Below are 14035 nucleotides of genomic sequence, written 5' to 3' on the forward strand. Positions count from 1 at the left end.
CTACAGGTCGCGCGCCAGTGCTCGTCCGGCTGCGCGGCCGGAGAAGATGCAGCCACCGAGGAAGGTCCCTTCGAGCGCGCTGTAACCGTGGACTCCACCGCCGCCGAAGCCCGCGACCTCGCCGGCCGCGTACAGGCCGTCGAAGACGCTGCCGTCGGCCTTGATGACCTGTGAATCCAGGTTGGTTTCCAAGCCGCCGAGGGTCTTGCGGGTGAGCAGGTGCAACCGGACCGCGATCAGTGGTCCGTTCTTGGGGTCCAAGATCTTATGTGGTGCAACGACACGCACGATCTTGTCTGCCAACAGATTACGGGCGCCGTGGATGGCGGTGACCTGGAAGTCCTTGCTGTACTTGTTGTCGACTTCGCGGTCGCGGGCGATCATTTCGCGTTCGATGTCCTCGTAGTCGAGGAGCGGGTCGTCGGTGAGGGCGTTCATGCCGTCGACCAGATCGCGAAGGTTGTTGCGCACCACGAAGTCGGCGCCCTTCTGCTTGAACGCTTCTACCGGCCCCGGCGCACCCTTCTTGATTCGTTCGAGGAGGAGTTTGAAGTCGCGATTGGTGAAGTCGGGGTTCTGTTCCGATCCCGAGAGCGCGAACTCCTTCTCGATGATCTTCTGATCGAGGATGAACCACGTGTACTCGTGGCCGCTGTCCAGGATGTACTTGAAGGTCCCCATCGTGTCGAAGCCCGGGAAATTGGGGACGGGCAGACGCTTGCCGGTGGCGTCGAACCACATCGAGGACGGTCCGGGGATGATGCGGATTCCGTGGTTCGGCCAGATCGGATTCCAGTTCTGGATGCCTTCGGTGTAGTGCCACATGCGGTCGCGGTTGACGATGTTTCCGCCCGCGGATTCGGTGATTTCGAGCATGCGCCCGTCGACGTGTGCGGGCACTCCCGTCAGCATGTGCTTCGGTGCCTTGCCGAGTCGCTCGGGCCAGTTCTTCTTCACCAGTTCGTAGTTGCCGCCGATTCCACCGGAGGTGACGACGACGGCCTGTGCGGCGAACTCGAATTCGCCGATGGGGGTGCGGGAGCTCTTCACGCCGCGCAGATCACTGGAAGGTTCGAGGACGGTTCCTCGTACACCGGTGACCGCACCATCGGTGACGACGAGTTGATCGACTTGGTGGCGGTGCTTGAACGTGACCAGCCCACGCTTCTGAGCGGCGATGACCTTGGTCAGGAAGACGTCGACCACGCCGGGACCGGTACCCCAGGTGAGGTGGAAGCGCGGGACCGAATTGCCGTGTCCGAGAGCCATTCCGCGACCGCGTTCGGCCCAGCCGACGTTGGGCATCAGGCGAAGACCCAGATCGTGCAGGTACTGACGCTTGTCTCCGGCCGCAAACTCGACGTACGCCTTGGCCCACTGTCGCGGCCAGTGATCTTCGCGGTCGCGGTCGAATCCGGCAGTGCCCATCCAGTCCTGCATTGCCAACTCGAGGGAGTCCTTGATGCCGAGGCGACGCTGCTCGGGGCTGTTCACGAGGAAGAGCCCGCCGAGAGACCAGAATGCCTGGGCTCCGAGGTTTGCCGCGTTCTCCTGTTCCACCACAAGGACTTTGCGGCCGGCGCGCGTCAGTTCGTAGGTGGCGACCAGTCCCGCCAGCCCTGCCCCGACAACGATGACGTCAGCTTGTTCGCTCACGACAGCTCCTCTTCAGATTGGTTGTTCTGGATTATTTCGCTGTAGGACAGCAGGATTCGAGTGAAGATATCGCGACGCAGCGCGAAGGCGGCGCTGGTGTCGGTATCGACGAGGCACTGGACGCTCGTGCCGTCGTGAACTGCGACCAATGCTCGTCCCAACGACGTCGGGTCACCGACGATTGTTCGACCGACATCGCTGAGTGCGGACTCCACGATGGGAAGCAGGGTCCGAAGAATTGCGTCTTCACGGTCGGCAAGCGCCTTACGAAGTGCCGGGTTGCGGAGCGCGTGGGCTGTGAATTCCGCGTTGATCCGGTACCACTGCGGGTCGACCGGAACCACGGACACGATTCGGGCCACGGCGGAATGGATGTCGACGGCGTTGCCGGCGGTGATCGACTCCGTCGCCAACCGCAGATCGGCGAGCATTGCTGCAGATCGCTGCTCCCACATCGCGAAGAACAGTTCGTCGAGTGAATCGAAGTTGGAGTAGAACGCGCCTCGGGAGTACCCGCCGCGTTCGCAGATCTGCTCGACCGTTGCGTGTCCGAACCCGGATTCGGAGAAGACGTCCGCGGCCGCGTCGAGCAGTCGCTGCCGGGTCTGACCACGGCGTTTGGTGACACGCTTGGCCGGCGAGTTGTCCGTTCCAGTCGTCATCGGCGCCTCCGTCGGGGTGGACCCCAAACGATACACCGATGTATCCGATGCGTAGGCGTATCTTGAGCTGTTCTTCTTCTCAGGTATTTCTATGCATATCTAGTGAATGTGCAATAGATGTGGATATTCAGGTGTGATCGCTACAGATGCAGATCACGCTTCCTGATCGCCGCAGTGGCAACGACGCTGATCACCGACGTGGCAACCAGATACCCACAGGCCAGCCACGGTGAACCGCCGCTGGCGCCGATCAGTGCAGTCAGAATCAGGGGAGTGACGCCGGAGGCGTAGATGCCCGAGAACTGGTAAACGACAGACAAGCCGGTGTATCTGATTTCGGTGGGGTAGAGGCTGGCGTAGAGCGTTCCCTGGGCGCCGTAGAACAAGGCATGAATCACTCCGAAGACCACGACCATCGCGACTCCGAAGAGCAGAAGGTTCTCGGTCCCGAACAATGCGAAGGAGGGGAAGATCGCGAGGCCGTACGCGGCGATGCCCACGATGTAGACCTGTTGCGGGCCGAACCGATCGGTGAGCAATCCGGAGAACGGCAGCAAGATCGCCATCACGACCGCGGCGACGGTGACCACGAGAAGTACGGGAACCTTCTCGAAATGCAGAGTCTTGGTTGCATACGTGATTGCGAAGACGCCCCAGGTGTTGAACGCGGCGCCCTCGCCCCAGCGAGACAACATGCCCAGTACGGTGTTTCGGGCGACCTTTCCTTGGAAGACTTCCTTGAGCGGTGCGGAGGAGCGTTGTTCGAGGTCGCGAACGGCCTGAAAGGCGGGCGTCTCGTCCACCTTCAAGCGGACCACCAACCCCACGATCACGAGCACCAAGCTCAGGACGAAGGCGATGCGCCAGCCGAAACGGAGAAACTGTTCGTCGTCGAATACCGTTTGAAGCAACGCGAACATTCCTGTGCCCAATGCCAACCCGAGAGCCAATCCGATCTGCGGGATGCTGCCGAACAGGCCACGCTTCTTCTCCGGGCTGTGCTCCACCGCCAGGAGAACGGCTCCGGCCCACTCGCCACCGAGAGCAAATCCCTGCAGGATACGAAGCAGCAGAAGCAGAATCGGAGCAACAACCCCGATCTGAGCGGCGGTCGGAAGAACACCCATGAGCGCCGTCGCGATACCCATGATGAACATTGTGAGAGCAAGCGTCTTCTTGCGTCCGATGCGATCGCCGATGTGACCGAACACCACTCCACCGATAGGGCGAACGAGAAAGCCGACCGCGAAGGTCGCAAAAGAAAGCATGGTCCCGACGAAGGAACTCTGATTGGGGAAGAACAGTTGGTTGAAGACCAGGCTCGCGGCCGTCGCGTAGAGGAAGAAGTCGTACCACTCGACCGTCGTGCCGAGCAGGCTTGCGGCGACGACGGTTCTCAGTCTGGAACGTCGCTCACCGTCGGTCTCGTTCGAGAATGGTGAATTGTGCTCGACTTCGGCAAACGTGGTCATCGGAGCCCCCGGGTAGCGGTGCAAATTCACGAAAGTATCGCCGGAGTCGAAAGTGGGCACCCATAGCGATCAGGGTGATTTCAACCCTGTTCTTCGAGGTGGAGTGTGGTTGTAATGACAGAAGAGTTCTGCCTGTTCGTCGACGAAAGGAATCACCGTGTCACTGCGCTTCCACTGGTTCTTGCCTACTTACGGTGATTCCCGGAATCTGATGGCGGGTGGGCACGGCAGCTCGATGTCCGGTGATCGTCCGGCGACGCTGAAATACCTCAACCAGATCGGTGCGGCCGCCGAGACGAACGGTTTCGAAGCCGTCCTCACGCCCACCGGCGCGTGGTGTGAAGACGCATGGCTGACGACGGCGATGATGATCGAGACCACCGAGACACTCAAGTTTCTGGTTGCTCTGCGACCGGGATTGCTCAGCCCCACGCTGGCCGCCCAGATGGCCGCAACCTTCCAATGGCAGTCTGGCGGTCGTCTGCTGCTCAACGTCGTGACCGGCGGGGAGGACCACGAGCAGCGCACGTTCGGTGATTTCCTCGACAAGAACCAGCGGTACGCACGATGCGGTGAGTTCCTCGACGTGATCCGCCAGCTGTGGTCCGGTAACGGGCCAGTTGATTTTTCCGGTGAGTATGTCAACGTGGAAAAGGCTACGCTGCAGCGTATTCCGGATCCGGTACCGCCGATCTTCTTCGGCGGATCCTCGCCGGCAGCCGGAACCGTCGCATCGCGTTACGCCGACACCTACCTCACCTGGGGTGAGACGCCGTCCGCTGTCGCCGCCAAGATCGCCTGGATTCGTGACCTCGCGGAAGTTCAAGGTCGTCACCTCGACTACGGAATCCGTTTGCACGTCATAAGCCGGGACACCTCGGAACAGGCATGGGCAGAAGCGGATCGACTGCTCAGCGCGCTCGACCCGGCGACCGTCGAGCAGGCTCAGGCGAGTCTTGCGCGATCCGGCTCCGAGGGTCAGCGTCGGATGCTGGAATTGCACGGCGGCGGTTCGGCTTACAAGCAGGGCGTCGGAGCAAGGTCGCTGGAAATTGCGCCGAACCTGTGGACCGGCGTCGGGTTGGTCCGAGGGGGAGCGGGCACCGCATTGGTCGGTTCGCACCAAGAAGTGGCTGATCGGATTGCCGAGTACGCGGCGATCGGTCTGGATCACTTCGTACTGTCGGGCTATCCGCATCTCGAAGAGGCGTATCAGTTCGGTGAGGGCGTGCGTCCGATCCTCGAAAAGCGTGGATTGGTGGCACCGCACGGTACGGCCGGCGGACCGGTGCGAACGCCCTTCGTCTCCAGTGGGAACTGAGTCGAACAGCGAACTCTTCGAGAAGGGGACGTATGTCCCGATCTTTCGGGAATGACCTCCTGGCGGGACAATTGGGCCATTTCGGGCGCTAGATCCGATCTAGGCTGCGCACTGTTGCCGAACTCAAGGCGCAGTACGAAAGGAACCTCGATGAAGCTGGGCACGAGTGGAGTACGTCGCGTAGTGGGAACCGTCGCGGTTGCCGCTGCAACCGCGGCAGGCGTCGCGATGGTCAATCCTGCAACTGCGTCGGCCGAGGTGGTCCCGCCGGTCGTCTCGTACAAGGTGGCCGGAAACGATCTGGCACTGACGATCACGAACAACAACACGGGCATTGCCCCGTTGTGTCAGGCGTTTGTCGTCAATGCCGCGGATTCTGCTGCTGTGCTTGATGATCCGCTGAAACTGCTAGATCCGAACCTTGTGGTGTACCCCAAGATCACCGATCCGGCCTCGCTTTTCGACGTGGGCAAGGGGCAGACGGTCACCAACACCGTGACCGATGTTCCGGACGGAACCTACGCCGTGCTCGGTGCCTGCTTCGATCTTCTCGATCTCGAGACGTTGGGCAAGCCGGTTCCTGGCGTGCCGAGCCTCGTTGTCATCGGCGGACCGTTCAGCGGCATCAATACCGGCAGCTTGAGCGACCTGTTCGGCAGTGGCAGCGCCGAGGGCCTTTTCGAGTAGTCATGCTGGTTACAACCACCGGGGAGGTTCGCTTGAACTGCCGTCGATGGTCACTCCGACAGCTCCTCGTCGTGTTGCCCACCTGACGACAGCTGGAAGTTGTCCACTGACCGTGGTGCGCGGCGAACTTCCATCGACTACGACGATGGGAGACGATCCGTCAACGGCTAGCACGAGTCCAGCGCCTTCGTCATTTTCCCGCCACATATCGATGATGTCGATCAGCAGCCCGTCGGACACCTCCTCGGGGAAATCTCCGAACCGCCCACCGTTCCCGAGGTCGACTGCGTGAATCCACACTTCACGAGTGCGCATCCACAATATCTCGGAGGCCGGCACGATCCGCCCGCGTGCTGTTCGGACTTTGGACTTCCACGCTGACTCCGGAAGGTTCCTCCACTTTTCATCGAGTCGAGCCACTGTGTGATCGAAGAGGTTTCGGATGGCTGCCGGCGACAGAGTAGCTCCTTCGTCGATTTCGCGGGCGCGTTGCTCCGTCGACTCGTACATCGGGGTTTCGACCCCGCACGCCGCCCAATCCATCAGTCGGCACAACGCCGCAGCGTTGTACGCGACATGCGCGACGAGGTGGCGTCGAGTCCATCCGGGCAACAGTGTGGGTTCGTCCATCTCGATGTCGGTCAGCTCAGAGAGCCGCTGCGCAAAGTAGGAGGTACCCCGTCGAACGATCAAAAGTCGCTCGTCGAGCGAAATTTCGTGGAATGTCACTTTGGCGTGCCCTGCTTGACGATGGTCTTGTTACGCACCGAGCCTAGGCCTTCGATGGCAACCTCGACGGTCTGACCGTCCTGGATATAGACGCCGGGCATGCGTGCGTGCCCGACGCCGCCGGGAGTACCTGTTATGACCACATCTCCCGGTTGAAGAGTGACGATATGGGAGATGTACTCGACCAACTTGCTGGGGGTGAACACCAGATCATCGGTGGTGGTCGTCTGCATCTTCTGGCCGTCGAGCGTCGTTTCGAGAGTGCCGCCGAAAGTGTAGGAATCGGTCGTGGTCAGAAACGGCCCGAATCCACTGGTCTTTTCGAAGGTTTTGCCCTGGTCCCACTGAAGCGTGCGGTACTGATAGTCCCGCATCGTGTAATCGTTCATGATCGAATAGCCGGCGATGTAGTCCTCGGCATCGGGTTCGGAGACCTGGTAAGCCTGCTTGCCGACAACAAAGGCAAGTTCGCCCTCCCAGTCGAGCTGTGCCGCAGCATAAGACGGGACGACTACATCGTCGTACGGTCCGATGAGCGCCTCGCGGAACTTCGCGAACAGTGTCGGATACTGGGGGAGTTCACGCCCCATTTCCTTGATGTGGTTCGCGTAGTTCAGGCCGACGCAGATGATCTTGCCGGGGCGGGGAACCACGGGGGCATAGTCGGCCCCTGCCAAGTCGACCCGGTCACCGGCGGCCGTCTCGGCAATGTCACGCCAGTTCGGGTCCGCGAGCAGAGCGGACAGATCGACGTACCTGTCGATGACGGTTGCCGATGTGTCGTCGTCGACACGCACTGCGATCGTGGTGTCGTTTCGACGTAGCGTAGCGAGTTTCATTGCGGTCAAGCTCCTTCAGTAACAAGTGTGCGAGCAAAGTGCAATTTCTCGACGATCGGCGCGTCCGAGAAGGTGAAGAGATCGAACTGGGTGTCGGCCTCGATGGAGCATTCCGTCCACGACGGAACGACGATCATGTCTCCGGTCTCTACCGCATGGTTCTCGCCGTTCAGAACGAACTGTCCACTACCTTCGAAGACCTGGTAGACAGTCGAACCGACATCACGTCGAGGGCGCGTGTGCGACCCTTGTCGTAGGCGGTGGAATTCGGCACGAATCGTCGGCATGACATCGCCACCGTTGGTGGGGTTCGTGTAGCGGACGGCAGCATGCCCCGGCTCGGTCGTGGCCGCGAATCCCTCGTCCTCGAGCTCCAATTGCGCCTTCAGCGCCGCGTCCGTGTATTCCCACCGGTACGCGGCGATCGGCGAACTGGACTTGGAATCCAATCCGACGAGCGGCCGCAGACCCGGATGGGCCCAAAGGCGTTCGGAGCGTGAGATGTCCGGCGTCGAGTCGTCGGTGACGTTCTCCGAGCCGAATTCGAAGAACCCGGTGTCGGTGTAGTGGACGAACGGGATGTCGAGGCCGTCGATCCAGGCCATCGGCTGATCTGTTTCATTGTGGTGGCCGTGGAAGTTCCAGCCCGGGGTGAGCAGGAAGTCGCCACGCCGCATTGCCACGGGGTCACCGTTTACTACGGTCCATACCCCTTCGCCTTCGACGACGAAGCGAAATGCGTTCTGCGCGTGTCGATGTTCGGGAGCGACTTCTTTCGGGCCTAGATACTGGATGGCCGCCCACAGCGTAGGTGTGATGTAGGGAGTCCCCTGAAGGCCGGGGTTGGCCAGTGCGATCGCTCGCCGTTCACCGCCTCTGCCGACCGGAACGAGATCACCTGCACGCTGCGCCAAGGGATAGAGCGTCGACCACTTCCATACGAAGGGAACGGCTTTGGGGTTCGGCGTCATAGGCATCAAGTCACCGAGTTGAGTCCACAGTGGCATGAGGTTCTCGGTCTCGAAGTTTCGGTAGAGCTGGTCGAGCATCGTATCGTCGGGATGCGCTTGGCTGTCTGTCATTTGTTGTCCTCCTGCTCACGCGTAAGTCGTGTGCGTATGTCCTCGCGCATTGCTTTCTTGTCCAACTTGCCGACTTTGGTCGTCGGTATTTCGTCGACGACTACCAGTCGCTCGGGAAGCTTGAACCGGGCCACTCCGGCTGTGTTCATCACCTGGATCACATCGTCGAGGTCGATTGTTCGTCCAGGTGTGACCGAGATGTAGAGGCAGAGTCGTTCGCCGAGCTTGGGGTCAGGCATAGCAACTGCTGCCGCCATCTCGATGCCCTCGACCTGGTACGCGAAGTTCTCGATTTCCTCGGCAGAGATCTTCTCCCCACCGCGATTGATCATGTCCTTGTCGCGGCCTGCAACGACAAGGTTGCCGTCCAGTCGCCGCACCACGATGTCGCCGCTCGCGTACCATCCGTCCACTGTGAACGCGCGGGCATTGTGCTCGGGAGCGCGGAAGTATCCGCGCGGTGTGTAGGGTCCACGAGTCAACAGGGCGCCGGGAACTCCGTCCTCGACCGGTACACCTCGTTCGTCGACGACGGCTATTTCGTCAGCCTCGCTGACCGGCCTTCCCTGTGTGTTGGTGATGACCTCGAGGTCGTCGTGCAACCGGGTCATGTTGATCAAACCTTCAGCCATGCCGAACACCTGCTGAAGCCGTGCACCGAGGACGGGTTCGACGCGCGCTGCCAGCTCGTCGGGCATGCGCGAACCGCCGACCTGGAGAACGCGGAGAGTCGAACCGGACAGCGTGTGATGCTCACGCTGGTGCTCGATCCAGGATTGAGCAACTGCCGGAACCACAGTCGCGACGGTCACTGCTTCTGCGTCGATTACCGCCAGCGCGCGATCGGCTCGGGCTGAGGGCAGCATCACGACCCGCCCGCCCGCGAACAAGGCGCCGAGGATGCCAGGGCACGCGAGTGGAAAATTGTGACTACTCGGCAGGGCGCCCAGATACACGGTTTCCGAGGTTATTTCGGTGACTGCATTGCAGCGGATGATGTTGTAGGCGTAGTCGTCGTGCGTACGGACGATCAGCTTGGGTAGCCCGGTCGTTCCGCCGGAGAGAAGGAAGCATGCCACATCTGCGCCTGCGGGGTCATAGTCGGCGTCGTCGAAGACAGCTGCCGTCCCAGCCAGTTCGGCGAGGCTGTACTCGGGGGTTGCTGGGATCCCGTCGGCAGACAGCGCACCGAGTACCAGGATCGCTCGTACGCTCGAGACCTCAGCCGCTACTTCTCGGGCGATGACCCTCAAATCGGTATCCTTGTCGTTGTCAGCAACGACGATGGCAACGGCGTCCGACAACGCAGCCAGATGCGTCAGTTCGTGTCTGCGGTGCGCAGGCAGAGCCATGACCGGCACGACACCGATACGGAAGCATCCCAGAGTCAATGCGACGAACTCCCACGAATTGGGAAGCTGCAGAACGATTCTGTCCCCGGGTGTCAGGTTCAGATCGAGTAGAGCCTGCGCGAACGACGCCGAAGCATCCCATAACCTGCGGTACGTCATTCTGGTTGGACCATCAACGAGGGCAATGGTTTCGGGATGCAATCGTACTCGTTCGGCAACGTAGGAACCCAGCGATTTGCCACGCCAGTAACCCGCTTCTCGATAGCGCTGGACTGCATCCTCGGGCCAGGGCACGACACCGTCGATCGCAATGGGGGTACGCGTACTCATCACTGGTGTCCTTCGTTGGCAAAGCGTGAGGTTCCGACGACGACAGCGTCGAGAGCCACGAGCCCGTTCTCGGTCAGGCGAAGTGGGTTGATCTCGAGATCGCCGATCTCTTCGTGATCGAGGACGTATCCAGCCAGTGCGACTGTGGCACGGGCAAACTCGTCTCGATCGAGACTCGGACCCCCGCGCCATCCATGAAGGAGCGCAGAGGTGTGCAGATCGTCGAGCATTGTCGCTGCGGCTGACAGAGTGACATGACCGCTCCGGATTGCGACGTCACCGATTGCTTCGGCGGCCGTTCCCCCGAGCCCCGCGACGATGATGGGTCCGAAGACCGGATCCCGCCTGACGCCGAGAACCAGGTCTACTCCCGGGCCGGCCATGCTCTCCAACAGATAAGCGGGCGCGTTTATCTCGTCCAGAGAATCGAGAGCGGCATCGAGTTCCTGCTTGGTTCGGATGAAGAGGTGTACCCCGCCGATCTCCGTCTTGTGCAGCACGGATGCGTCGAGGATCTTGGCCACAACAGGGTGTTGAAGTTCGGTGAATGCCTGGTGTGCGTCGGCTCTGTTGTGCGCCACGCGTCGATCCGGTGTGCGAATACCCAATGCGTCCAACAGATCTTTGCCCGCAGCCTCGTCGACCGGCAGTGAGACGAGTGGGGTGTTCGGAGACCGGAACTCGTCCGTGTAACGACGCCCGAACTGAATTTTGGCGTCGTCGACGAGGGCGCGGACACCATTGGCCAACGACGTTGGGCCGGCCAGCACGGGGAGCGCTAGCTCCGCGGCAGACGTGGTGGCGGTGGATACCGCCACCCTCGGGCCGCCGATGCCGAGCACTACCGGCAACTGCGCGCGCACCGAGGACTCGTCGACAGCAGTAGCCAGATCGATCGCGTCCGGTTCGGCCAGAGCGTAGACGGCAAGTACATCGACTTCGGAATCCTGTGCAGTCACCGCCAGCACGGACGCAAAACTCTTGCCGGGCCTGCCTGTGTCGACGGGATTTGCTTGGTATGTCAATGGCGGCAGCAGGTCTGACAGTTTGCGCTGAGTCGTATCGCTGAGCGTCGGAACGCGCACCCCGCCGGCCAACAGCGCGTCGAGCACCATGAGACCCGGTCCGGCCTGTGCGGTGACCAGCCCGATTCCCGGAGATTCGGTGGCCGGGAGACGAGTGCGGCTCAGTACCGCGAGAGCGTCGACGAGTTGGTGTTCGTCGTCGACCACGACGGCGCCTGCTTCGGTGAGCAACGCACGCGTTGTGCGCCATGAGGTGGCGAGTGCCCCCGTGTGAGATTCGGAGAATGCCGACACGTCGCTGCGTCCCACGACGATGGCCACAACAGGTTTGACCGTACTGACGTCCCGGATCGCGGACAGCAGCGTGGGCCCGTCCTCGATCGACTCGACGTGAAGGGCAATGGCGGTGATCGCATCGTCGTGCTGCAGATAACGCAGGACATCGGAGTTCGTGACATCGACACCGTTGCCGAGGCCGACACCGAGCCCGATGCCGACACCGCTCTCGGACAGTAGGAAGGACAACGCGTGGTTCATTCCGCCGCTTGCTGCGACTACGGCCACGGTGCCGCTGGCGATGTGCTGGACGGTCGGCACGAAACTGACGGTGGTACGACCGGGGAGGAAGAAGCCGGATGTGTTGGGGCCCAGCAGGCGAATACCGGTTTCGTCCGTGATCGATTTCAGGCGATGTTGCAACTCGATGCCTTCCGCACCTGCTTCGGCAAAACCTCCGGCGCAGATCAAAGCGGCCCGTACTCCACATTCGGCTGCGTCACTCAGAGCACTTGGCGTAGCAGCCGCAGGTATGCAGAGAACAGCCAGGTCTATCGGGGCGCCGTGGGATTGTGTGGCAGCCGCAATCGAGGGGTGGAAGCCGTCCTCGGCCCCACGCGGATTGATTCCGAACGTGCTGATCGAACCATCGCTACCCCGTTCGATCGCATCGAGCATTACCGAGCCGAGTTTTCCCGGCGATAGCGACGCACCGAACACTGCAATGGATTCTGGACGGAACATCGGGTCGAGAGATCCAACTCCGTCGGTGAACTTCGTGAGATGCGACTGTGGGCTGATGGTTGTCACTTCGAGGTCTCCGATGCGATGGTGCCGGGCGTCTGTACGGGAGCGCCTTCGATTGCGACGGCGTCGGCCCGCCCGGAGAGTACGAGGGTGGCCGCGCAATCTCGCCGGTCCACCGCGCGTCGTACCCGTATCGATGCTTCGTTGTCCAGGACGATTGCCGGGATATGATGATGGAGACGTACATGCTCGGCTGAAAGTACTCGTGAGAGTTCGGTTCCCCCACGAACTACCACCGCGTCGGGCTCACCTGAGCAGAGCGCATCGAGTTGCGCTGCGGCCTTCGGATCGAGGGTAGTTCGGTCTGAGCGAGGGGCTGTGAACACCGGGACGGTGGCACTGGCGTCGTGGCGTGCTACGAGGGTCGAAGTGCCGTCGGTGAGGCTCACCAATTCGGAGGTAGCGTCGACGATGCTCAACAAACGTGAATCAAATTCCGTTGCAGCGATTTTCAGCGTCGTATCCAAGGGCATGGCGCCATTCTGTTCGAACCACGCGCGTTCGGCCGCTTCGACGAAATGCGGATCCCGGATTCGGATTTTTTCAGCCGAGATGGATCGAGTGAAGAAGTGAAATCCGAATTGCCATGGCTCCAACTCCCGGTAGTACTCACCGAAATGATCCCACCAAGCAAGACTCGGAACCGAGGAATCCTGGACCTTGGCGACCTGTGGGCGGCGGATCTGCTGGAACTCCGACAGCGCAGTATCGAGATCGGTTGTGTGGCCGGCGAGTGTCTGCGCAAGGACAGCTGCATCCTCCATCGCCATCTTGGTGCCTGAACCGACCGAGAAGTGCGCTGTGTGCATTGCGTCGCCGAGGAACACCACCGGCGTCCCGCGATCGGTGTGACTGTGCCAGTGCTGGGTGCGACGGGTACGGAAGTTCGCCCATCGCGAGTTATTGGCGACCAAATTCGCGCCGTCGATCTCATCGGCAAAGAGGTCTTCGAGGTAACTCTGTGTCACGCCATCCGACTCGCCTGGAGGGGTCGACATGTCGAACCCGTCCAATCCTGCTCTGCGCCAAGTTTTTTCGTCGGTCTCGACAATGAACGTACTGAGGCCCGACCCGATGGGGTAGGCATGCACTGCAAAGTTGCCATGCACGGACTGCTTGTGAAGGAAGGTCAGACCGTTGAACTGAAAGGTCGTACCGAACCAGATGAATTTTACTGCGGCCTCCTCGACGGAGTGCTCCAGATCTGTTGAGAAAGATTCTCGCGCTGCAGAATTGGTGCCGTCGGCCGCGACGATCAGGTCGTAGACCCCTTGTTCGTCGAGTGAGCGTACCGATACGTTCGTCGAATAGTGCAACCGTGCTCCCAACTCGTGCGCGCGATCCCTGAGCGCGCCGAGTAGCACACGACGATGCACGGCAGACATTCCGTTTCCGCCTGCCTCGGTGACCTGGCCTTTGGCGTGAACCTCGATGCTGTCCCAATGTCTACCGTGCTCAGTCAGGGTGTTTCGGAGAATGGGATCGACACGGTCGATGTTGTCCAGCGTGGCGTCCGAGAACACGACTCCGAATCCGAACACGTCGCTCGCGAGGTTTCGTTCGAAGACGTCGACAGCTGCACCGGGAACATTGTGGGCCAGTGCAATTGCCGTGAAAAGACCACCCGGCCCGCCTCCGATGCACGCGACGCGCAGCGGTTTTACGGCGGAACCGTGGTGTTGGTTTGGGATGGACATCGATGTCGGCCCCTAGCGTGGGAGTGGGCCCGGATCTCGGGCGGATGTGAATCAATTGTGTGTCACATCAACCCGCTGTGTCAATAATTTTGTTACATGT

Annotated in this window: 11 protein-coding genes; 2 read left to right on the forward strand and 9 right to left on the reverse strand. The window is 61.1% G+C overall.

The window, feature by feature from the left end; genetic code table 11:
- The 3 genes from G8767_RS23550 to G8767_RS23560 form a co-directional block, all read right to left on the reverse strand.
- Window positions 1–1656: an FAD-binding dehydrogenase gene (locus tag G8767_RS23550; protein ID WP_166812105.1), complete on the reverse strand. Its 1656-nt coding sequence runs from the start codon at window positions 1654–1656 to the stop codon at window positions 1–3.
- Window positions 1653–2318 carry a TetR/AcrR family transcriptional regulator gene (locus G8767_RS23555; RefSeq protein ID WP_166812107.1) on the reverse strand — a complete coding sequence of 222 codons (666 nt, stop codon included), beginning with the start codon at window positions 2316–2318 and terminating at the stop codon, window positions 1653–1655. Before G8767_RS23555 ends, G8767_RS23550 begins: the two co-directional genes overlap by 4 nt.
- A 140-nt stretch (window positions 2319–2458) precedes the next feature.
- A complete protein-coding gene (locus G8767_RS23560; protein WP_166812109.1) occupies window positions 2459–3790 on the reverse strand; it encodes an MFS transporter in 1332 nt (443 codons plus the stop codon).
- Window positions 3791–3947: 157 nt separating this feature from the next.
- On the opposite strand from G8767_RS23560, the gene G8767_RS23565 reads away from it, so the two are divergent.
- Together G8767_RS23565 and G8767_RS23570 are read left to right on the forward strand one after the other, a co-directional pair.
- Window positions 3948–5111: an LLM class flavin-dependent oxidoreductase gene (locus G8767_RS23565; RefSeq protein WP_095972049.1), complete on the forward strand. Its 1164-nt coding sequence runs from the start codon at window positions 3948–3950 to the stop codon at window positions 5109–5111.
- A 150-nt stretch (window positions 5112–5261) separates the two neighbouring features.
- Complete coding sequence (locus G8767_RS23570; RefSeq protein ID WP_206029692.1) at window positions 5262–5798, forward strand: hypothetical protein; 537 nt, start codon at window positions 5262–5264, stop codon at window positions 5796–5798.
- Between the two features lie 9 nt (window positions 5799–5807).
- Here the strand turns inward: G8767_RS23570 and G8767_RS23575 are convergent, their stop codons facing one another.
- Genes G8767_RS23575 through G8767_RS23600 form a run of 6 tightly spaced genes read right to left on the reverse strand, consistent with a single transcriptional unit; the run spans window position 5808 to window position 13935 of the window.
- A complete protein-coding gene (locus tag G8767_RS23575; protein ID WP_166812111.1) occupies window positions 5808–6527 on the reverse strand; it encodes a maleylpyruvate isomerase family mycothiol-dependent enzyme in 720 nt (239 codons plus the stop codon).
- Window positions 6524–7366 (reverse strand): fumarylacetoacetate hydrolase family protein, encoded by an 843-nt coding sequence (locus tag G8767_RS23580; RefSeq protein WP_166812113.1) that lies wholly within the window; start codon window positions 7364–7366, stop codon window positions 6524–6526. The genes G8767_RS23575 and G8767_RS23580 overlap by 4 nt, the downstream gene beginning before the upstream one ends.
- A gap of 5 nt (window positions 7367–7371) precedes the next feature.
- A complete protein-coding gene (locus G8767_RS23585) occupies window positions 7372–8448 on the reverse strand; it encodes a cupin domain-containing protein (protein WP_166812115.1) in 1077 nt (358 codons plus the stop codon).
- Entirely contained in the window at window positions 8445–10130 is a 1686-nt protein-coding gene (locus G8767_RS23590) for an AMP-binding protein (protein ID WP_166812117.1), read from the reverse strand. The genes G8767_RS23585 and G8767_RS23590 overlap by 4 nt, the downstream gene beginning before the upstream one ends.
- Window positions 10130–12241 carry an acetate--CoA ligase family protein gene (locus G8767_RS23595; RefSeq protein ID WP_346843027.1) on the reverse strand — a complete coding sequence of 704 codons (2112 nt, stop codon included), beginning with the start codon at window positions 12239–12241 and terminating at the stop codon, window positions 10130–10132. Before G8767_RS23595 ends, G8767_RS23590 begins: the two co-directional genes overlap by 1 nt.
- Window positions 12238–13935, reverse strand: coding sequence for an FAD-dependent monooxygenase (locus G8767_RS23600; RefSeq protein ID WP_166812119.1), 1698 nt, complete (start codon window positions 13933–13935; stop codon window positions 12238–12240). The genes G8767_RS23595 and G8767_RS23600 overlap by 4 nt, the downstream gene beginning before the upstream one ends.
- Window positions 13936–14035: the final 100 nt, after the last annotated feature.

It is taken from the genome of Rhodococcus sp. IC4_135, assembly GCF_011602025.1.
GTDB lineage: Bacteria > Actinomycetota > Actinomycetes > Mycobacteriales > Mycobacteriaceae > Rhodococcus_F > Rhodococcus_F baikonurensis.

What these genes read in the sequence shown, in the direction of transcription:
- G8767_RS23570 (WP_206029692.1), top strand. Translation starts at nt 5,262, where the DNA reads ATGAAGCTGGGCACGAGTGGAGTACGTCGCGTAGTGGGAACCGTCGCG.
- G8767_RS23585 (WP_166812115.1), bottom strand. Translation starts at nt 8,448, where the DNA reads ATGACAGACAGCCAAGCGCATCCCGACGATACGATGCTCGACCAGCTC.
- G8767_RS23560 (WP_166812109.1), bottom strand. Translation starts at nt 3,790, where the DNA reads ATGACCACGTTTGCCGAAGTCGAGCACAATTCACCATTCTCGAACGAG.
- G8767_RS23600 (WP_166812119.1), bottom strand. Translation starts at nt 13,935, where the DNA reads ATGTCCATCCCAAACCAACACCACGGTTCCGCCGTAAAACCGCTGCGC.
- G8767_RS23580 (WP_166812113.1), bottom strand. Translation starts at nt 7,366, where the DNA reads ATGAAACTCGCTACGCTACGTCGAAACGACACCACGATCGCAGTGCGT.
- G8767_RS23555 (WP_166812107.1), bottom strand. Translation starts at nt 2,318, where the DNA reads ATGACGACTGGAACGGACAACTCGCCGGCCAAGCGTGTCACCAAACGC.
- G8767_RS23590 (WP_166812117.1), bottom strand. Translation starts at nt 10,130, where the DNA reads ATGAGTACGCGTACCCCCATTGCGATCGACGGTGTCGTGCCCTGGCCC.